The organism is Pyxidicoccus sp. M15, from assembly GCF_056858435.1.
Map to the genome: position 1 here is coordinate 5,016,383 of NZ_CM166495.1, position 19,841 is coordinate 5,036,223.

The 19,841-nt window shown below is 71.8% G+C and carries 12 protein-coding genes; 1 reads left to right on the plus strand and 11 read right to left on the minus strand.

Features of this window, described 5'->3' with window-relative positions; translation table 11 throughout:
- Nucleotides 1–57 precede the first annotated feature (57 nt).
- The 4 genes from ACX9TP_RS19015 to ACX9TP_RS19030 are packed head-to-tail and all read right to left on the minus strand — an operon-like array spanning nucleotide 58 to nucleotide 5,555.
- Nucleotides 58–2,109, minus strand: a complete 2,052-nt coding sequence (locus ACX9TP_RS19015; RefSeq protein WP_482981147.1) for a class I SAM-dependent methyltransferase — start codon at nucleotides 2,107–2,109, stop codon at nucleotides 58–60.
- 38 nt (nucleotides 2,110–2,147) lie between these two features.
- On the minus strand, nucleotides 2,148–3,788 hold the full coding sequence (locus ACX9TP_RS19020) for a cyclic peptide export ABC transporter (protein WP_482981148.1): 1,641 nt from the start codon (nucleotides 3,786–3,788) through the stop codon (nucleotides 2,148–2,150).
- 8 nt (nucleotides 3,789–3,796) lie between these two features.
- Nucleotides 3,797–4,849, minus strand: coding sequence for a hypothetical protein (locus ACX9TP_RS19025; protein ID WP_482981149.1), 1,053 nt, complete (start codon nucleotides 4,847–4,849; stop codon nucleotides 3,797–3,799).
- Nucleotides 4,850–4,871: 22 nt separating this feature from the next.
- Nucleotides 4,872–5,555: a glutathione S-transferase gene (locus ACX9TP_RS19030; RefSeq protein WP_482981150.1), complete on the minus strand. Its 684-nt coding sequence runs from the start codon at nucleotides 5,553–5,555 to the stop codon at nucleotides 4,872–4,874.
- Between the two features lie 137 nt (nucleotides 5,556–5,692).
- Here ACX9TP_RS19030 and ACX9TP_RS19035 point away from each other — a divergent pair, with 137 nt between their 5' ends.
- Complete coding sequence (locus ACX9TP_RS19035; RefSeq protein ID WP_482981151.1) at nucleotides 5,693–7,135, plus strand: hypothetical protein; 1,443 nt, start codon at nucleotides 5,693–5,695, stop codon at nucleotides 7,133–7,135.
- Between the two features lie 47 nt (nucleotides 7,136–7,182).
- Here ACX9TP_RS19035 and ACX9TP_RS19040 read toward each other — a convergent pair whose 3' ends face one another.
- The 7 genes from ACX9TP_RS19040 to ACX9TP_RS19070 form a co-directional block, all read right to left on the minus strand.
- Complete coding sequence (locus ACX9TP_RS19040) at nucleotides 7,183–8,052, minus strand: cupin-like domain-containing protein (protein WP_482981152.1); 870 nt, start codon at nucleotides 8,050–8,052, stop codon at nucleotides 7,183–7,185.
- 19 nt (nucleotides 8,053–8,071) lie between these two features.
- Nucleotides 8,072–8,398, minus strand: a complete 327-nt coding sequence (locus ACX9TP_RS19045; RefSeq protein ID WP_482981153.1) for a hypothetical protein — start codon at nucleotides 8,396–8,398, stop codon at nucleotides 8,072–8,074.
- Nucleotides 8,395–9,240, minus strand: a complete 846-nt coding sequence (locus tag ACX9TP_RS19050) for a thioesterase II family protein (RefSeq protein WP_482981154.1) — start codon at nucleotides 9,238–9,240, stop codon at nucleotides 8,395–8,397. Before ACX9TP_RS19050 ends, ACX9TP_RS19045 begins: the two co-directional genes overlap by 4 nt.
- Complete coding sequence (locus ACX9TP_RS19055; RefSeq protein WP_482981155.1) at nucleotides 9,237–10,538, minus strand: glycosyltransferase family 4 protein; 1,302 nt, start codon at nucleotides 10,536–10,538, stop codon at nucleotides 9,237–9,239. The genes ACX9TP_RS19050 and ACX9TP_RS19055 overlap by 4 nt, the downstream gene beginning before the upstream one ends.
- A 33-nt stretch (nucleotides 10,539–10,571) precedes the next feature.
- Complete coding sequence (locus tag ACX9TP_RS19060; RefSeq protein WP_482981156.1) at nucleotides 10,572–13,661, minus strand: type I polyketide synthase; 3,090 nt, start codon at nucleotides 13,659–13,661, stop codon at nucleotides 10,572–10,574.
- 26 nt (nucleotides 13,662–13,687) lie between these two features.
- On the minus strand, nucleotides 13,688–18,298 hold the full coding sequence (locus ACX9TP_RS19065) for a type I polyketide synthase (RefSeq protein WP_482981157.1): 4,611 nt from the start codon (nucleotides 18,296–18,298) through the stop codon (nucleotides 13,688–13,690).
- A gap of 344 nt (nucleotides 18,299–18,642) precedes the next feature.
- Nucleotides 18,643–19,674, minus strand: a complete 1,032-nt coding sequence (locus tag ACX9TP_RS19070) for an LLM class flavin-dependent oxidoreductase (RefSeq protein WP_482981158.1) — start codon at nucleotides 19,672–19,674, stop codon at nucleotides 18,643–18,645.
- Nucleotides 19,675–19,841: the final 167 nt, after the last annotated feature.

The window sequence follows — 19,841 nt, forward strand, 5'->3', positions numbered from 1 at the left end:
GCAGTGGCGCATGCGGAGCGGGACAACCCGGTCCGAGCTGTCCAACGCGCCAGCGCTTCAGGCCGGATTCTTGCGGACGGTGAGCTGGAAGTCCTTCGAGACGAGCTCGAAGCGGCCCACCGCCGCGCTGAGGAAGGCGTCGATGCCGATGTCCGGGCGCGAGCCGCCGCCGCCGGGGACGAGCCGCGCGGAGGCCATGCCGTAGTCGTCGAAGATCATCCACCCGCCCGGCTTCAGCAGCGGCCAGCTCAGCACCGCGTCCTGGAGGACGTCGAACGCCAGGTGGGAGCCGTCGACATAGATGAAGTCGTAGGTCGGCTCCGGCGCCAGCAGGCGCAGCGCGTGAGAGGAATAGCCCGCCTTCTTCTCCACGCGGCCCGCCGCGCCGCTCGCCGCGATGTTCTCGTCGAACAGTCGCGCGTACTCGCCCTCGAACAGGTCCACGCAGGTGATGCGGCTGGTGGGATGGGTGAGCACGTTCTCCAGCAGCCAGACCGCGGAGCGGCCCTCGAAGCTGCCAATCTCCAGCGCGCGGACGCCGGGCACGCCCACCAGCGGCGCCAGCAGCTTGCGCCAGTCCTCCTCGCACTTCGACATCCAGTCCGACGAGAAGCGGTACTTGCCCACCTCGCGCACGGCGGGGTGGCGCTCCAGGAAGCCGCTCAGCGCGGCCCGGGCCTCGGTGTCGAGCCACGCGGCGCGCAACAGGTTCTGCATCACCGTGCGGGCGTTGAGGCGGAGGTTGTCCACGGAGGCCGCGTGAGGCCCCAGCTTCGCGACGGCTCCGGCCGTCAGGAGCGGCAGGGTGGACTCCACGTCCCGCACCCAGCCCACCACCACCGGGTTCGCTTCCGGACCGGACGCCTTCAAGAGCTCCTGCACACGCGCCGCGAGCGACGACACCTTCGCCGCGATGTCCATTTCTCCAGCCACGTCTGACTCCTTTTCGGTGAAGAGGGGCTTCGTTTCGGAAGGGGGCGTCCGGCGTCCGCGGCTCGCCTCGGTGACGAGCGAGGCCAGGCGCCGGGCGTCGGGCAGCAGCGGGTTTCCTGGCGGGGCTGCCTCGGGCGACGCCATGACCTGGTGCAACGTGGCGACCAGCAGGTGTGCATGCCGGGGCAGGGGGGCGAGCTCGGGCGCCCCCTGCACCAGCTCTCCCAGCAGTGCCACCAGGGCTTCGGGAGGAGGGAGCGCGCCCTCCGCTGACGAGAGCGGCAGCAGGAGCGCGCAGGCGAGCATCAGCTCGTTGTAGCGCTGGCCCGAGACGATGGACCGGTCCACCGCTTCCACCTGGGCGAAGAAGCGCTGCTCGAGCGCGGGGCCTCCTTCCGCCAGCCGGCGGGCCACGGGCGGCAGCAGCAGGGGAAGCCAGCCCATGGCCTGGAGCATGCGAAGGAACGGCGCGCCTGTGCCGCCACCGAGCCCCCGCAGGGTCTCGCTCAGCAGGCGGTAGCGCGGGCAGCGGGCCAGTTCGCCACCCATGCGGACCATCGCCTCGGCGGTGCGCGACTCGAGGTCCATGCCCAGCCGCGTGGCGAAGCGGGCGCCCCGGAGCATGATGCCGGGGTCCTCCCGCAGCCGCGTCTCCGGGTCGCCGATGAGGCGCAGCAGGTTCGCCTGGAGGTCTCGCAGCCCCTGGACGTGGTCGATGACCTGGCCGCTCACGCCGTCCAGGAAGAGCCCGTTCACGGTGAAGTCGCGGGCCTGGGCGTCCTGCTCGGGCGTTCCACGCTCCGGCAGGAGCTCCGCCAGCCGCTCATCCGAGATGACGGCGGCATCCGGGCCGCTGTGGTCCGTCGAGAGCCGGGCCCGGAAGGGGGCGACCTCGATGACCTTTCCGCCCTCGAGGCGGACCTGGACGACGAGGAACCGGCGACCGCCGAACCCGACGCTTTGAGGAAAGACGGCGCGCACCTCCAGCGGCGAGGCGCTCGACACCACGTCGAAGTCTCGAGGCGTCCGTCCCGCGAGCAGGTCCCGGACACAGCCGCCGGCCAGGTACGCGACGTGTCCCCGTTCGTGCAGCCGCTGGAGGACGTGCAGCGCCTCCGGAGCAATCCGGGAGGAGTCGATGGCCGGAAGGGGCGCGGCGGGCTGGGCGGGACTCATGGAGTTCCTCATGAAAAAGGGACGTGCGGCCCGGGCCGTCACGACACGCGCTGGACCGCGGGGGCTGGGACGGGCTCCACGATGCGGCCGTCCTCCAGCCGCACCAGCCGGTCCGCCAGGGGGAAGTACCGGTCATCGTGGGAGATGACCACCACGGCCTTCCCCGCTCGCTTCAGCTCCGGCAGCAGCTCCCGGTAGAAGACGTCCTTGAACACCGGGTCCTGGTCCGCGGCCCACTCGTCGAAGAGGTAGATGGGGCGGTTCTCCAGGTACGCGGTGAGCAGGGCCAGGCGCTTTCGCTGGCCCGTGGAGAGCTGGGTGGTGCTCAGCCGTCCCGCCTCGAGCTTCACCTTGCGGTCCAGCCGCAGGCGCGTGAGGAAGCCCTGCGCTCGGGGGGCCAGCTCCGGTGAGGACAGGCCCAGCAGGTTCTCGAAGAGGTGGAAGTCGGCGAACACCGTGGAGAAGAGCTGGCGGTAGTGCGCGCGGTCCGCGTCGCTCACGGGCACGCCGTCCAGGAGGACCTGCCCGGACTCCGGGGTGTAGAGCCCGGTGATGAGCTTGGCCAGGGTCGTCTTCCCGCTGCCATTGCCGCCCACCACGAAGAGCAGCTCGCCCGGGACGAGCGTCAGGTGGATGGGCCCGAGCGTGAAGCGCGTGTCCTCGTCCTCGCGCTGGTACGAGTGGGTGATGCCCGCCAGCTCCAGCCGCTGGAAGGCGGCGGGCTCGGGGCGCTCGGGGCCGGCCGGCTCCGAGCCCTCCGCCAGCGCCAGTCCCATCTGGTCCACGTTGCGCACGGCCACGTCCGCGCGCATCACGGACTGCATCAGGCTGATCATGGAGTCCAGCGGCTGCTGCAGATACAGCACCACCAGCGTGTAGCCCACCAGGGTGGAGCGGTCGAGCGCACCGAAGGCGGGGAACACGAACAGCAGCATGCCGATGATGGCGAAGACGAGCAGCGAGGCCAGCGCCGCGCTCACCGCGTTGACGTCCGCGGTGCGCAGCAGCATGTCGCGGATGAAGCCCGACGTGGGCCCCAGCTGCTCGGTGATGAAGGCCGTGCCGCGCCGCCGGTGCAGCTTCAGCTCCTTGAGGCCCGTCCACAGCGAGCGGTAGTGCCGGAACAGCTCGTCGATGCGGCTGCGCGCCTTCTGCAGGCTGTCTCGCGAGCGGGACTGGAGGACCATCAGTCCCGCCAGCCCCAGTCCCAGCACCAGCGAGAAGGACAGGAAGGCCCGTCCGGACAGCCACGCCAGGTACAGGAGGCAGCCCAGGATGAGCGCCACGTTGACGAACATGGTCGGCACGTTCACCAGCGCCTGGGAGATGGTGAAGGCATCTTCCTTCAGCACGCCCATCAGCCGGTGCTCGCCCAGCTGCTCCAGCTTGCGCAGCGGCGTGCCGATGGCCTGCTGGCTGAGCTCCACGCGCAGGCGGTGCAGGGCGCCGAAGTTGAGGCGGCTCAGCACCATCTGCGACGCCACGCGCGTCCCCAGCGCCACGGCGACAACGCCGGCGAACAGCAGCGCGCCCGGGCCTCCCAGCGTCAGGCGCCCGGCGATGGCGTCGTTGATGAGCGAGATGAGCCGCGCGTTGGCCGCGCCCGAGATGAGCCCCAGCACCACCGCGAGGAGGAAGAGCTTCCGGGAGCTGCGCAGCAACAGGGTGAAGACCGTCATCCGCCCACTCAGTCGGTCAGCCCGGGATGGGTGCGAACCCGCTCGGCGGCGGCCTCGGAGAACTTCGCCAGCAGCTCCTCGAAGCGGTCCAGGCGGGCCTTCCAGTCACTCGTGGGCAGCAGGTCGAGCGTCTGGAAGAAGTGCGCCAGCCGTTCCAGGTGGGGCTGCTGCAGCTCATCCGGTGCGTCGCTCAGCAGCACCAGCCAGGCCTGGTACGCGAAGCCGATGATCCAGAAGGTCGCCTCGCGGTGCCGCCCCTCGGCGATCATCTCCCGCGTGCCGTCCACGTAGTAGGGCCGCAGGTGTCCGCGGAACTTGAAGTCGTAGTGGACCGGCTGCTTCTTCACCCGGATGGCCAGCTCGAACGCCTCGTCGAAGTGCGTGAGGAAGCGCTCCGTGTCCTCGCGGGTCAGCCGCGCGGAGCCGATGAGCTCCAGCGACGCCTCGTGCAGGTCCGAGCGGCCCTGGGTCTCCAGCAGCTCTCCGGAGAGGACGAAGCCACGCCGCAGCGTGAGGGGCCGCGCGGCCGCCTGCGCGGTGAGGCCCACCATCAGCGCCGTCCCGACGTAGAAGTGCATCAGCACCGCCGGCAGGTCCTCCTCCGCCAGCGACTTGCGCGCCGCCGCCAGCCGGCGGCCAATCAACTGCTGGCGGCTCTCCAGCCGGGCGCGGACCCAGCGGCGCCGCCCGTACTCCGCGGCCACCTGGGCCTGCAGTCGCGTCAGCGAGCCGGAAGGGTCCGCCAGGATGATGCCCGCCGCCACGTTGTCCGCGTGCTCCGCGGAGGCCAGGATGCCCTCCGCCGTGCGGAACGGCTCGTCGCCGAGCACGCCACATTCCAGGAGGAGGCCGCCGTGCGCCAGCTCGGCCCGGTCCTCCTTCACGGCGGTGGGGTCCGAGGTCACCATCACCACGTCCACGTCCCGCCAGGGCTCCAGCGGCGTGTCCGGATTCATGCGCGTGAGGCTGCCGGCGAGGAAGGCGCCGGAGAACCCGGGGATGCGGGGGGATTGCTCCGCCACCCAGTCCCTGGCTTGTTGAATGGCCTGGCTTACGTTCATGGCGGTCGTCTCCCTCGCGCGCTCAGCCGTTCAGGAGCTGCACGCCCGGGAAGCGCTTCGGGTCCGCAATCCACCGGGCGATGTTGGGGCGCTGCTGCATGCGCGTGAAGAAGGCGCGCAGCCGCGGGTAGCCCTCGATGACCTCCATCAGCCCGTTGTCCACCAGCATCTCCATCATCCCGTAGACGCTGGTGTCCGCCACGCTCACCCGGTCCCCGACGAAGAAGCCCTCGCCACCGTGGTTGCGCGCGATGAAACGCTCGAAGTGTTTCAGCCACACGGGCAGCTCCTCGCCCAGGATGAGGGGGAGCTGCTCGGAGAGCTGGTCCGGGTCCATCGAGGTGAGGCTGAGGGCACGCTCCGACACCTCCTTCACGCTCTCGATGATCATGTCGCAGGCCGAGGCCTCGCGCTCGTTGGCGCCGTACAGGCCCCGCGTGCGCGCCACGTGCCGGAGGATGGCCCAGCTCTGCACCACGCAGAACCCGTCCGGCTCCTCCCACAGCGGCACCTTGTCGAAGGCGAGGATTCCGGTGGCCTTGATGGCCTCGAACTCCGGGGTCTTCACCTTCGCCTTCGCGTCATAGGCCCCGAGGTCCCGGTACTCGTACGCGACTCCCGCCTCGGCGAGCAGGATGCGGATCTTCTCGGCCAGTCCCCGGGCATTGAAATACGACAGGCGTGGCAGTGGATTCTCGGCGCTCATCGGTAAAGGCAATCGTGGTGGAGGTGGGTGGTGATACGACCGTGAAACAGAGCCGCGGAAAGACGCCGGAACGTAACACGGGTGTTATGGTGAGAGAACTGCTTTACGGGGTCACCGAGCCTAAGAGGACTTCCTGCATGCTGAGTCCAGAGTCGAATTCCACCCCCAGATTCACCCCGGAGCTCAAGGCGCTCCACGCCGGGCTGTCGTCCGCGTCGGCGGCGTTCCTGGACTTCGCGGAGCGCGAGCCGGAGGTGTTCGCGCTGCACAAGTTCAACAAGTTCGAGGAATCCCCGCTGATGCACTACGACTTGCATCGGTGGCCCACCCTCATCGACCTGCGGCGCAGCCGGCTGCTGGAGGAGATGTCGCTGAAGGTCTGCCGGCTCATCAAGCGCGCGCCGCGGCGGCTGCTGGGGAGCGACCCGGCGCGGGTCTCCGCGTACTACGGGTTGGACCCGGAGCGGGCGCGGCTGGCGCTGGAGGCGCTGGCCCTCACGGACGACGCGCGCGGCGCCATCAGCCGGGGGGACTTCATCGACTCGGCGGCGGGCCTGAAGTGCCTGGAGTTCAACCTGACGGCGGGCCTGGGCGGGTGGGAGACGGCGCTCCAGGCGCAGCTGGTGATGGACCAGCCGGCGCTGCAGCGCTTCGCGAAGGAGCAGGGGCTGAAGATCCACCCGCAGGACACGCTGCGGGCCTTCTTCGTCCATATCCTGGAGGACGTGCGCCGGAGCGTCGCCTGGGAGGGCGAGTGCAACCTGGGCGTCCTCTTCCCGGACAACGACACGCCGGGCGAGGCGGGCATCGAGATGGCGACGATGCTGCTCAACTACCACTTCAAGGAGGTGCTGGACGCGGAGGGTGCCCGGGGCGAGGTGCTCATCGGCACGTACAGCGAGGTCCAGGACGCGCCGGGCCAGTGCCTCACGCTGCGCGGCAAGCGGCTGCACGGCGTGCTGGAGCATGACGCGAGAGACAGGCTCAAGCTGGCGGGCCCGGTGTTCGACGCCCGCGCCCGGGCGGCGCTCTCCGCGCGCACCCTCTGCCTCTACAACGGCCCGGCGCAGGAAATCCTCGACGACAAGCGCAACATCACGCTGCTGTCGGAGAACGCGGACTCCCAGGCGCTGAGCGACGAGGAGCGGGAGCTCATCCGCCTGCACATCCCCTGGTCGCGGCGGCTGGAGCGCGCGCACACGACGCGCGGCGGCGAGCGGGTGTGGCTGCCGGACCTGGTGGCCTCGCGGCGCGAGGACCTGGTGCTGAAGGCGGGCCGCGACTACGCGGGCCGGTCCGTGCTGATGGGCTGGGCCACGCCCGCCGCGGAATGGGACGAGGCCGTCCGCAAGGCGTTGGATGCCGGTGGCTGGGTCATCCAGGAGCGAGTCGAGTCCCAACCGTACACCTACCTGCGCGCGGATGGCGGCGTGGGGCCGCACAACCTCATCTGGGGGCCCTTCGTCTTCGGAGACCACTACGGTGGAACGATGGTGCGCATGAACCCGGCGGGACGGGGCACGGGCATCGTCAACACGCGGCAGGGCGCCACCATGTGCGCGCTCGTCGTGGTGGAGTAGCCCGCCAGGGGAGGCCGGGGCGGGTGGACCGCCGCCCCGGGCCTCGCTCACTGCTCGCGGAAGCGGCGGCCGTGCACGGCCTGCTTGCGCATCCGTCCCAGCGCGCTGGTGGCGAGCGAGGGAATGAGGCGCGGGCCGATGCGCGCGAGCATGGACCAGGTCCACCACCAGTAGTTGGTGGCGATGGCGGTCTCCACCGTGTACACGCGGTGCCACCAGCCATAGGGCAGGTAGAGCATCTCCCCCGCCTCCAGGACGAAGTCGTAGTCGGGCACCTGTCCGCCGGGCATCACGTCCGGCTTGCCGCCGTGGGGGACCAGGTCGTGGTCGCTCACCACGGACCAGACGTGGTCCAGCTTCGCGGGATGCAGCTGCTCGCCGCGCGAGGGCGCGTAGAGCTGCCACTGCTTGCGGCCCACCATGACGGCGTGCAGGTTGTGCGCGCGGTCCATGTGGAGCTGGGTGAAGGTGCCGCGCGGCCCCATGAAGAAGAGCTGCTCGGTGAGGCGGCGCTGTACCGGGTACGCCGCGAAGCGCACGTCGTCGCGCAGCGTGGGCCGAATGTGGAAGAGGTCGTTGCCGATGAGGTAGCCCGTCTCGGCGGAGTCCGTCGACTTCAGCGTGGCCACGTAGTCGCGGATGGTCATGGTGCGCACGCGGCCCACCCGCTCCACGCCACCCGAGGCGCGGCGGCCATACTGGAGCCACTCCACGGGAGCGCTCACGTCGCCGTGCTCACGGGCGAACCAGTCGAAGGTCCACTGCTTCGCGGCGGGCCAGTCCTGCATGGCCCCCGTGAAGATGACGGGCTTGTCGTCGGCCTCGAGGGCCTCGAAGAACTCGCGGCGGTGCTCGACCGGCATCCGCTCCGGGACGAGGGGGGCGCTGGGGGCGCGTTGGACGGTGGCGGTGCTCATGGAACGGCGCTCCCTGGCCTCACGCGGCGTCCGCGGACTTGCGGGCGTCCTCGCGCTGCAGCCGCTCGAAGTTGTTGTCGATGCCGTGGCGCACGTCCGCGAGCATGTGGATTTCGAACTCCTGGAACGCGAAGGACGGCCAGTTGCGCAGGAGGGAGAGCAGCGACTCGTGCGAGTCCGCGTTGACGATACACAGGCCCATCTTCGGGAGGACGTAATAGGCACAGTCCATGGTGCCGTCCTTGAGTCGCGCCTCCACCCAGTCGCGCACCGCGCGGTTGAGGGCGATGGGGTCCGGCGGGACGGGCCCGGTGGTGCGGTCCTTGACGTAGATGAGGTATTTCACGGGAGCGGCTCCTTGGCAGGGGAGGACGGGGAAGTGGTGGTGGCGGTGGAGGCGGACGGACGCAGTCGCGCGAGGGCACGCCGCATGCCCTGCAGCATGCCGCGCGGCGTCTGCCGCAGGAAGAAGTGGTCGCCCAGGAAGGACTGGGTGGCGAAGGGGCCGGACGTCAGCTCGCGCCACGCGGCCGTCTGCTCCTCGGGGACATAGTCCTCGCTGCCCCGGAAGGCGGACAGCGGACACGGCAGCGGCGTGCACGGACGCCACGTGTAGCCCTCGCAGACGGCGGTGTCCGCCAGCACCGCGGCACGCATCAGCCGCAGCAGCTCCTCGGACATGTCCGCGTGGAGCCCGAGCGCGGCGCCCATGCGCCGGGCCTCGGCCAGGTCGATGTCGTGGGTGCACGAGGATTCGGGGGCGCGGCGCAGGGTATGGGGCGCGCAGTAGCTGGCCACGAAGAGGTGGAGGGGCAGGGGCAGCCCCCGGTCTCGCAGGGTGCGGGCCAGCTCGAAGGCCAGCAGGCCGCCCATGCTGTGGCCGAAGAGCGCGAAGGGCTTGTCGTCGTGGCGGCGGATGAGCTCCACCAGCCGGTCCACCAGGGGCGGCAGGTCGCGCACTGGCGGCTCGTGCAGGCGGTTCTCCCGGCCGGGGAGCTGCACGGGACAGACCTCCAGGTCCGGTCCCAGCTCCGCCTGCCAGCCGCGGAACAGCGACGCGCTTCCGCCCGCGTGCGGCAGGCAGAACACCCGCGCCCAGGCGCGCGACTGCGGGACATGGAAGGCCAGCCAGGGCTCCGCCGCCGGACGCGCGGAGGCCGGGGAACGCCGAGGGGCGAGCTCGTTCATGACCGGGCCTCCGGGTGGGCCTGCGAGGACACGGCGGGCGCGGAGCCTCCGAGCAGCTTGCGGTACAGCGCGAGGTTGTCAGCCACCATCTTCTCCAGGTTGAAGACCTCCAGGACGCGGCGCTGGCCGGCCTCGCCCATGCGCCGGGCGCGCTCGCGGTCCCCCAGCAGGGAGAGCAGCGCGGAGGCGAACGCGTCCACGTCCACCTCCCGCAAGTCACCGCGGGACGTGGGAAGCACCGGCACCAGCAGGCCCGTCTCTCCGTGGACGACGATTTCCTCGGGACCGCCCGAGCGCGTGGCCACCAGCGGCAGGCCGGAGGCCATGGCCTCGATGGCGGTATAGCCAAAGGGCTCGTAGAGGGAGGGCACCACCGCGAGGTCCGCGATGCGGTGCAGCAGCCCGAGCTGCGGACGGGGCAGCTTGCCCAGCAGCTTGATGCGCGGCAGCAGGTGCGCGTAGCGCTGGGACAGGTCGTGCACCATCTGCGTGGACTCGCGCGAGTCGGTGCCGCCCGCCAGCAGGAAGCGCACGTCGGGGCGCTGGGCGAGCACGCGCTCCGCGGCGGCGAAGATGGCGGTGATGCCCTTCTGCGGGTGGAGCCGGCCGGTGTAGAGCACCACCGGCGCCTCGGGCGGGGCCACCGTCGCGCGCAGCTTCGCGTAGGTCTCCGGCGGGTGCGCGGGCTGGAGGTAGGGCCGCGCGTCCATGGCGCAGTGGATGGTGTGCAGCAGCGAGGCGGGCAGCCCGTACGTGTCCCGGATGAGGTTGCTCATGGACGCGCTGACGGAGATGGTGGGCGTCGTCCCGTCGTAGAGGCTGCGCTCCTCCTCGAGAATCTCGGGGTCCGGCGTCTGGCCCCACCAGCGCTCGGCGGGCTCGGAGATGTAGTGGCTGGTGCCCAGCACGGGGATGCCGTGCTCGCGGCCCAGCACCCGCGCGGCGCGGTGGGTGTGCCACTGGTGGAAGTGGATGAGGTCCGGCTTCTCCTCGCGGATGCGCTCGTGCCCGTGGCGGACGAGGTCCTCGTTGAAGAGGCGGATGCCGCGCACCAGCGACAGCTGCGCGGCCTGGGACAGGCTGGACTTGCTGGGCGGCACCAGGTGCACGGTGAGGTCGGGCTCGCGCAGCACGGTGGGCTCGCCCGGCGTGTACGCGAGCACCGTCACGCGGCACCCCGCGCGCACCAGCCCGTTGGCCAGCTCGTAGACGTACGTGCCCACGCCCCCGGCCACGTTCGGGGTGTACTCCATCGACAAGATGAGCGCCTTCAGCGGCGCGGTAGCAGGACGAGACATGGGTTCTCTCGGAACGGTGCGGGTGTGGCGCGGCTAGCGGGCGGCCGCGGCCTCCTCGGGAGAGAGCTCCGCCAGCATGCGCAGCAGGGCCTGGATCTCCGGGTCCTGGTGCGCGGGGCTCGCGCGCTGGCTGGCGACCAGCGAGGCCATGCGGGCCACGGTGGGAGACTCGAAGAGGGACTGGAGCGGGATGGTGAAGCCGACGGTGTCCCGCAGCCGTCCCACCACCGTGGTGGCCAGCAGCGAGTGTCCGCCCAGCTCGAAGAAGTCGTCGTGCAGGCCCACCGGCCGGACGCCGAGGACCTCTTCCCAGATGGCCGCCACCGTGCGCTCGTCGTCGGTGGCCGGGGCCACGTACTCCGTGCGCAGGGCCGGGCGCGTGTGCGAGGCCGGCTGGGCCTGCTCCGCTTCCGCCTCCTCCTCGGACGCGCTGGCGTCCTCCGCCCGTGCCGCGCCGGCCGCCGCGTGGCGCGAGCCCGGGGCCACCCAGTAGCGCTTGTGCTCGAAGGGGTAGGTGGGCAGCGACACGCGCTGGCGGCGCTCGCCCTGGTGGAAGGCCGTCCAGTCCACGTCCACGCCCGCCATCCAGAGCTGGCCCAGCGCGGAGAGCAGCACGGTGGCGTCCGTCTGGGTGTCCTCCGGGTGGCGCAGCGACGTGACGGTGGTGGGCGCCTGGGCGGCGGGGCCCGAAGCGGCCGCGAAGGTGGACAGCGTGCGGCCCGGGCCCACCTCCAGCAGGACGCGGCCGGGCGCGAGCGCGCGCAGGCCGTCGGCGAAGCGCACGGGCTGGCGCAGGTGTCGTGCCCAGGCGGCGGGGTCCGTCGCCTCGGCGGCGGTCACCCAGGTGCCGGTGACGTTGGAGAGGTAGCGCAGCTTCGGCGCGTGGAGCTTCACCTTCCGCACGCGCTCGGTGAAGGGCGCGAGGATGGGGTCCATCATCGCCGAGTGGAAGGCGTGCGAGGTGTGCAGCTTGCGGCAGCTCACACCGCGGCCCTCCAGCGTGGCGCGCAGCGCGTCGATGTCCGACGTGGGGCCGGCCACCACGGTGAAGGCCGGCCCGTTGACGGCCGCCACCGAGAGGCGCTCGCCCAGCGACGACTCCACGTCCGCCACGGGCAGCCCCACCGACAGCATGGCGCCCGTGGGCAGCTCCTGCATGAGCCGTCCCCGCGCGGCCACCAGCGCGAGCGCGTCCGGCAGGGAGAAGACGCCCGCGAGGCACGCGGCCACGTACTCACCCACGCTGTGGCCAATCATCGCCTCGGGTTGCACGCCCCACGCCATCCACAGCCGCGCGAGCGCGTACTCCACGGTGAAGAGGGCGGGCTGCGCCAGGTGCGTCTGCCGCAGCAGGCGCTTGGACTCCTCGAGCTGCGCGGGCGCGGGGTAGAGCACCTCGCGCAAGTCCAGCCCCAGGTGCGGCTTGAGGTGCGTGGCGCAGGCGTCCACCTGCTCGCGGAAGAGGCGCTCGCCGTCGTAGAGGCCGCGCCCCATGTTGACGTGCTGCGAGCCCTGGCCGGGGAACATGAAGACGGTGGGCCGGGCCGTGCGCTCCTCGGCCTGGGTGAGCATGCGCCCCGCGCCCGTGAGGCCCGCGAGCGCGTCCGCGGCGCCCTGGCACACCAGCACGCGCCGGTGCGGGTGGCGCTTGCGGCCCACCTGGAGGGTGTGGGCCACGTCGGCCATGTCCGCGTGGGGGTGGGCGCGCAGGTGCTCGGCCAGCCGCGACGTCTGCGCGGCGAGCGCGGTGGACGTGCGCGCGGACAGCACCACCAGTTGCTGGGCCCGCGTCGTGGGCGCGGCGGTGCGCGGCGGGGCCTCCTCGAGGATGACGTGCGCGTTGGTGCCGCCCATGCCGAAGCTGCTGACGCCCGCGCGCCGAGGGCCCCGGGCCGGCGCCTTCCACTCGCGCAGGGCGGTGTTGACGTAGAAGGGCGTGGTGTCCCAGGGCGTGTTGGGGTTGGGCGTGTCGAAGTTGAGGCTGGGCGGCAGCTTGCGGTGCTTGAGCGCCAGCGCCGTCTTGATGAGCCCCGTCACGCCGGCCGCCGCGTCCAGGTGGCCCACGTTGGCCTTCACGGAGCCGAGGGCACAGGTGCGCGGGCCCGCGGCCTCGTCTCCGAAGGCACGGGTGAGCGCCTGGACTTCAATCGGGTCGCCCAGCGCAGTGCCGGTGCCGTGGGCCTCCAGGTAGCCGATGCTGCCGGCGGACACGCCCGCGTTGCCCAGGGCCTCGGAGATGACGGCGGCCTGGCCCTCCACGCCCGGCGCGGTGTAGCCCACGCGCGCCGCGCCGTCGTTGTTCACCGCCGAGCCCTTGATGACGGCATAGATGGGGCAGCCGTCCGCCAGCGCGTCCTCCAGCCGCCGCAGCGCCACCACGCCCACGCCGCTGCCGAAGACGATGCCGCGCCCGTCCGCGTCGAAGGGCCGGCAGTGGCCGTCCGGAGACAGGATGCTGCCCTCCTGGAAACGGTAGCCGCCCTGGACCTGGAGGTTGATGGAGACGCCGCCCGCGAGCGCCAGGTCGCATTCCTGGTTGAGCAGGCTCTGGCAGGCGATGTGGACGGCCACCAGCGACGTGGAGCAGGCGCTCTCCACGTTGAAGCTGGGGCCGCGCAGGTCCAGCTTGTAGGACACGCGCGTGGTGAGGAAGCTGCCGGCGTTGCCCAGGTTGAGCTGGAGCGGATCCGCGGTGCGCAGCACCTCCGCGTTCGTCAGCAGGTTGAGCACCAGGTACGTGCTCAGGGCCTGGCCGCCGAAGACGCCCACCAGCAGCTCCGGCGGCGGCGCGCCGTGCCCCGCGTCCTCCAGGGCCTCCAGCGCGCACTCCAGGAAGAGGCGCTGCTGCGGGTCCATCAGCTCGGCCTCGCGCGGCGAGTAGCCGAAGAAGGCCGCGTCGAAACCGGCCACGTCCGCCAGCCGCGCCGCCACCTTCACGAAGCGCGGGTCCTGGAGCGAGGCCGGGTCCGCGCCCGCCTTCAGTGCGTCCTCGTCCGACAGGGGCTCGATGGACTCCACGCCGTCGCAGAGGTTGCGCCAGAACTCGTCCAGGTCGCGCGCGCCAGGAAAGCGTCCGGCGATGCCGACGATGGCGACCTCGGTGCCTGTGAGTGCTTCCGCCACGCTGTTGCCTCCCCCTCTAATGGGCCTTAGCGGCCCTGCTGCCGCCGCTGCTGAAGCTGTTCCCGGCGCTTCGCCCCACGGCTGCGCCGGTCCGTCAGGTGGGGGCCCGCTTCCTCAGGCTTCGAGAGCAGGCGGGCCAACGCACCCAGGGTGGGGTTCTCGAAGAGGGCCACCACCGGCACGTCCACGCCGAAGCTGCGCCGCACCTCGCCGATGACCTTCAGCCCGATGAGCGAGTTGCCACCCAGGTCGAAGAAGTTCTCGTGCAGCCCCACGTGCTCCACGCCCAGCAGCCGCTGCCAGATTTCCGCCAGCGCCTGCTCCACCTCGTCCATGGTGGCCGGAAGCGCTCGGGGCGCCGCGCCGTCCGCGGGCTCCGCCGCGCCCATCAGGTCCTGGAGGAAGGCCGCCCCCCGGGCGATGACGGCCGGCAGGTCCTGCGTGGACACCACCACGTGCGCGGGCATGCGAGCGAGGACGCGCTCGAAGACGTCCACGCCCTCGGCCGAGCTCAGGGCGAAGGCGAGCATCGCCTCGCGCATCCCACGGGCCGCGTCCGGGAGCGCGGTGGAAACGGCCTGGCCCACCTCGCGCCACGTGTCCCAGCCCAGCGACACCACGGGCGTGCCCCCCTGGGCCGAGCGCCAGTTCGCGTAGGCGTCCTGGAAGGCGCACGCGGCGCAGTGGTCAATCTGCCCGGGCTCCGCCGTGTAGGCCGTGCGGGACGAGCACAGCAGGAAGAAGTCGAGCGGCGTGTCTCGCAGCAGCGTGTGCAGCACCCAGGTGCCCTGGACCTTGGGCGCGAAGACGCTCGCCACCGCCTCGCGCGTGCGCAATTGGGCGAGCCCGCCCGCGGGCATGCCGGCGGCGTGGATGACGCCGTGAAGCTCCCCGAAGCTCTCGCGCGCCTGGCGCAGGACGTCCTCCATCCGCGCGGCGTCCGCCACGTCGGCCTGGAACACCCGCACCTGCGCGCCGAGTGACTCCAGCGCCCGCACCTGGCGGATGCGGCGGCTCACCGCGTCCTCCCCGCCATGCGAGGCGAGCCAGCCGTCCCACTCCGAGGGCTCCGAAAGCGCGGTGCGGCCCACCAGCACCAGCCGCGCCTGCACCCGCCGCGCGAGGTGCTCCGCGAGCACGAGGCCCATGCCGCCGAGGCCGCCGGTGATGAGGTACGTGCCGCGCGGGCGCAGGCGAGGCGCCGCGTCCTGGACCTGGGGCTGGGCCTCCATGCGGACCTGCTCGAAGTCCTGCGCCCACCGGAAGGCCCCGCGCAGCGCGATGGCGCCGTCCGCCGCGGGCCCCAGCACCTCGGTGGCAATCCGCGCCGCCATGCGCTCCAGCGCCCCGGGGGCGCTTGCGGGAGGCTCCACGTCCAGCGATTGGCAGGTGAGGCCCGGCACCTCGCGCGGCAGCACGCGGCAGGCGCCCAGCAGCGTCGCCTTGAGCGGCTGGAGCGGCTCGTGGCCGGTGATGGCCTGCACCCCGGTGGATATCACGGTGAGATGGACCGGCCCGGGCGTGCTCCGGCCACCGAGCGCCTGCGCCAGGAAGAGCAGGCTGAAGAAGCCGGCGTCCTGCGCCCGCTCCATCCCTTCCAGGCCGGGCTCGGCGTCATCCACGTTCCACAGGTGGACGATGCGCTCCGGGTGAGCGCCCTCGTCGGCGAGCGCGGCCAGCAGCGCGGCGTACGACTCGGCGCGGGTGGGGTCCACCTGGAACGCGGTGGGGCCCGTGCGGCCGAAGTCCGTGCCCGGCGCTACGGTGTGGACGGTGTGGCCCGCTCCCGCAAGCTGGCGTGCGAGGGCGTCACCCAGGCCGCGCGCGTCGGTGAAGAGCAGCCAGCGCCGGGGCGCCGCGTCGACATGACAGGGCGGGAGCGTGCGCTTCCACGAGGGCAGGTAGAACCAGTCCGCGGGGTCCTTCCGGCGCTCCAGCGCGGCTCCGGGCGCGGGCGTGAAGCCCTCCGGGCGCGGGTCCACCCAGTGGCGCTTGCGCTCGAAAGGGTAGGTGGGGAGGACGACGCGCCGCCGGCGCTCGCCTGAACAAAGCCCCCTCCAGCCCACCGTCACCCCCGCCACCCAGAGGCGGCCCAGCGTGGTGAGCGCGAAGCGCAGGTCCGAGCCCGGCTCGCGCGGCGCGCGCAGGGACGTCAGCACCACCGTGGGGCTGTTCCGCTCGATTTGCAGCCGCGCCAGCGAGCCCAGCGTGCGCCCGGGGCCCACCTCGAGGAGCACGCGCGACGGGTCCTCCAGCAGGGTCCGCACGCCCTGCCCGAAGCGCACCGCCTGCCGCAGGTGCCGCACCCAGTAGCTCGGGTCGGTGGCCTCACTGGTGGTGATCCACGTGCCGCTCACCCCGGAGACGAAGGGCGTGGTGGGCGCGTTCAGCTTCAGCCGCCCGACGAAGGAGGCGAACGCCGGGAGGATGGGGTCGATGAGGTGCGAGTGCGCCGCCACGTCGATGTGGATGCGCCGGTGCTCGATGCCTTGCGTGGCCAGGCTCGCGGCGAGCGCGTCCACCGCCTCCGTGTCCCCGGCCACCACGCACTGCGTGGGCCCGTTGACGGCGGCCAGCGACAGGCGCGCGCTCAGCAGGGGCCGGACGTCCTCCTCCGTCAGCGCCACGCTCAGCATGGCGCCGGGCGTGAGCTGCTCGAAGAGGCGCCCGCGCTCGGCCACCAGCGCCAGCGCGTCCTCCAGGGAGAAGACCCCCGCGAGGCAGGCGGCCACGTACTCGCCCATGCTGTGGCCAATCATCGCCTCGGGCTTGATGCCCCAGGCCTCCCACAGCTTCGCCAGGGCGTACTCCACGGCGAACAGGGCGGGCAGGCCCACCGAGGGACGGGGCAGCGGCGCCCCCGCGTCCCCCTGGCCCTCGGCCGGGTACAGCACGGCCTTCAGCGCCAGGCCCCCGCGGCGGGAGAACAGCGCGGCGCACGCGTCGAAGGCCTCGCGGAAGATGGGCTCCTGCTCGTACAGCTCCTGTCCCATGCGCACGTGCTGCGCACCGCCCCCCGGGAAGAGGAAGACGACGGGGCGGCCCCCGTCCTTCGCCACGCCGGAGTGGACGCGCTCCAGGTCCAGCTCCGCCAGCACGGAGGCCGCGTCGGCGGTGTCCCGGGTGGCCACCACCCGGCGGTGCGCGAAGGCCTTGCGGCCGAGCTGGAGCGTGTGCGCCACGTCCGCCAGGGACTGCTCCGGGTGGGCCTCCAGGTGCGTGGCCAGCCGGCGCGTGGCCTCGTCCAGCGCGCTCTCCGTCTTCGCGGAGAGCACCAGCAACTGCCACGGGCGCGAGGGGCCGGACGGCGCGCGCTCCGGGGCCTCCTCGAGGATGGCGTGGGCGTTGGTGCCGCCGATGCCGAACGAGCTGACGCCCGCGCGGCGCGGCGTGCCGTCCGTGCGCCACTCCTTCGCCTGGGCATTCACGTAGAACGGGCCGTGCGCCCAGTCGATGTTCGGGTTGGGGGCGCGGAAGTGCAGGGTGGGGGGGATGAGCCCGTGCTCCACCGCCAGCGTCGCCTTGATGAGGCCGGCCACGCCCGCGGCGGCGTCCAGGTGGCCGATGTTCGACTTGACGGAGCCGAGCGCGCAGAAGCCGGTGGCCTGCGTGGCCTCGCGGAACACAGTCGTCAGCGCGGACACCTCCACCGGGTCCCCCAGCAGGGTGCCGGTGCCGTGCGCCTCCACGTAGCCCACGCTGTCCGCACTCACACCCGCGAGCGCCTGGGCCCGGGCGATGACCTCCGCCTGCCCTTCGGCGCTGGGGGCCGTGAAGCCCAGCTTGGACGCGCCGTCGTTGTTGACGGCGGTGGCGCGGATGACGGCGTGGATGGGATTGCCGTCCGCGAGCGCGTCCTCCAGCCGCTTGAGCACCACCACGCCCACGCCGTTGCCGAAGAGGGTGCCCTGGCCCTCCGCGTCGAAGGGGCGGCAGTGCCCGTCCGGAGACGCGATGCCGCCGGGCTGGTGCACGTAGCCGGTGCGCTGGGGCACGTCGATGGACACGCCGCCCGCGAGGGCCACGTCACACTGGAAGCCCAGCAGCGCCTGGCAGGCCAGGTGCGTGGCCACCAGGGACGTGGAGCACCCCGTCTGCACGTTCATGCTGGGCCCCTTGAGGTCCAGCAGGTACGCGAGCCGTGTGGCGATGAAGTCCTTGTCGTTGCCGATCATCACCTGGAAGCTGTCGCTCGACTGGAGCAGCTCCGGGTGCGTCCGCAGGTTGAAGAGCAGGTAGGTGCTGAGGCTGGTACCCGCGAAGACGCCCACCGAGCGCGAGTCCGCGTCCAGGCCATGGCCCGCGCGCTCCAGTGCCTCGTAGGCGCACTCCAGGAAGGCGCGATGCTGCGGGTCCATGAGCGCCGCTTCGCGCGGCGAGTACCCGAAGAAGGCCGCGTCGAACGCGTCCACGTCCTCCAGCACCGCGCCGGCCCGCACGAAGCCCGGCTCGCTCAGCCGCTCCTGCGGCACGCCGCGCGCCTTCAGCTCCTCATCCGAGAAGAAGCGGATGCTCTCCACGCCCTCCCGGAGGTTGCGCCAGAACGCATCCACGTCGCGCGCCCCCGGGAAGCGGCCCGCCACGCTGACGATGGCGATGGCCAGCTCATCACCCTCGCGAAGGTCGGCGTCTTCCATGATGGGCGAGAACTCCTTGTCGGCGATGCGCGTGTGCACCCGCGTTGACGCTGGCGGGGGATGAGGCCTGAAACAGAAATGAAACGGACGGCGGCAGGCCCATCATCGGGCGCCGGTCGGACACTGAACCCCGAGGTGTCGTAAAGCCCTGATGTGGGCGTTTATGCTGAAATAGCCGCTAATAATGACAATTCGGGGAGAAACTTCTTAGCGGAATCATTTGAATGTCGCAATACACGTGACACACGTGACAACACCCGCTCTGGGGCGTCACGAACGTGCGTCACCGCGCGGGCGAATCGTGTCGCGCCGCGCCATCCGCAATCGAGGACGTGTGGGGTCCGCTACCCGGCGCGGCGGGTGGTGCTTCCCACGGCGCCCAGCTCGAAGGCCTCCGCGACCAGCTCGTAGGAGCGCAGGCGCGCGCGGTGGTCGTGGCAGATGGTGGTGATGATGAGCTCATCCGCCTCGAAGTCCGCCGCCATGCGCTGCAGCTGCTCCTTCACCCGGGCCGGGTCTCCGAAGACGACGCGCTTGCGGTCGAACTCGAGCGTCGCCAGCTCCTCGGGCGAGTAGTTGTACGCATCCGCCTCCTCGACGGAGGGGATGGGCAGCTCCGCGCGCCCCTTGCGCGTGTTCACCGACAGCAGGTCGTTGCTGCGGGCCAGCGAGCGCGCCTCGTCGTCGGTGCGGCCACAGACGACGTAGACGCTGACGGCGGAGTGGGGCGAGGGCTGCTGGCTCGAGGGCTGGTACTGGGCCCGATAGCCGCGCGTCACCGGCGCGCCGGTGATGGGGTTGAAGAAGTGGGCGAAGCAGAAGGAGATGCCATGGCGGGCCGCGAGGGCGGCGCTCTGCTCACCCGAGCCCAGCGCCCAGATTTCCGGCCGCCCGGCGTCCTGCGGCCGCAGGGGCAGGCCGCGGAGCTCCTCGCTGGCGGGCTCCGTGCCCCAGAGGAACGCGATGAGGTCCGCCAGCTTGCGGGGGAAGCCCTCCGGCCCCGTGGGTGCGCCATACGCGAGCGCCTTGGTGACCTGGTCGGTGCTGCCCGAGGCCCGCCCGACGCCCAGGTCGATGCGCCCGGGGTGCAGCGTCTCCAGCAGCCGGAAGACCTCCGCGACCTTGAAGGGGCTGTAGTGCGTCAGCAGCACGCCGCCCGTGCCCACCCGGATGCGCGACGTCGCCGAGGCCACCTCGGCCACCAGGATTTCGGGCGCCACGCCCGCGAAGTGGCCGGAGCCATGGTGCTCCGCGAGCCAGAAGCGATGAAAGCCGAGCTGCTCCGTGGTCCGGGCAAGCTCCAGCGTGTTCCGGAACGCCTCGCGAGCGGTACCGCCGCTGACGATGAGGGAGTGGTCGAGGACGCTCAGCTTCATGGTGTGTGGGTTCCTCTCGGGCAGGCGGCGGGCCGCGGGCCCGCGCTCACACCCGTCACATGGATGGCGCGTGAGACAAGAACGTTACCATTTCTGTATTCATGGATGAACCCCTCTTCCCCTGAAACTCGGAACAGGTGGAGCTCACCCCACCACCCGGACCGGAG

Coding starts and splice junctions, on each gene's coding strand:
- ACX9TP_RS19040 (WP_482981152.1), bottom strand. CDS start 8,052: ATGAGCACCGCCACCGTCCAACGCGCCCCCAGCGCCCCCCTCGTCCCG.
- ACX9TP_RS19065 (WP_482981157.1), bottom strand. CDS start 18,298: ATGGAAGACGCCGACCTTCGCGAGGGTGATGAGCTGGCCATCGCCATC.
- ACX9TP_RS19020 (WP_482981148.1), bottom strand. CDS start 3,788: ATGACGGTCTTCACCCTGTTGCTGCGCAGCTCCCGGAAGCTCTTCCTC.
- ACX9TP_RS19035 (WP_482981151.1), top strand. CDS start 5,693: ATGCTGAGTCCAGAGTCGAATTCCACCCCCAGATTCACCCCGGAGCTC.
- ACX9TP_RS19025 (WP_482981149.1), bottom strand. CDS start 4,849: ATGAACGTAAGCCAGGCCATTCAACAAGCCAGGGACTGGGTGGCGGAG.
- ACX9TP_RS19030 (WP_482981150.1), bottom strand. CDS start 5,555: ATGAGCGCCGAGAATCCACTGCCACGCCTGTCGTATTTCAATGCCCGG.
- ACX9TP_RS19015 (WP_482981147.1), bottom strand. CDS start 2,109: ATGAGTCCCGCCCAGCCCGCCGCGCCCCTTCCGGCCATCGACTCCTCC.
- ACX9TP_RS19070 (WP_482981158.1), bottom strand. CDS start 19,674: ATGAAGCTGAGCGTCCTCGACCACTCCCTCATCGTCAGCGGCGGTACC.
- ACX9TP_RS19055 (WP_482981155.1), bottom strand. CDS start 10,538: ATGTCTCGTCCTGCTACCGCGCCGCTGAAGGCGCTCATCTTGTCGATG.
- ACX9TP_RS19050 (WP_482981154.1), bottom strand. CDS start 9,240: ATGAACGAGCTCGCCCCTCGGCGTTCCCCGGCCTCCGCGCGTCCGGCG.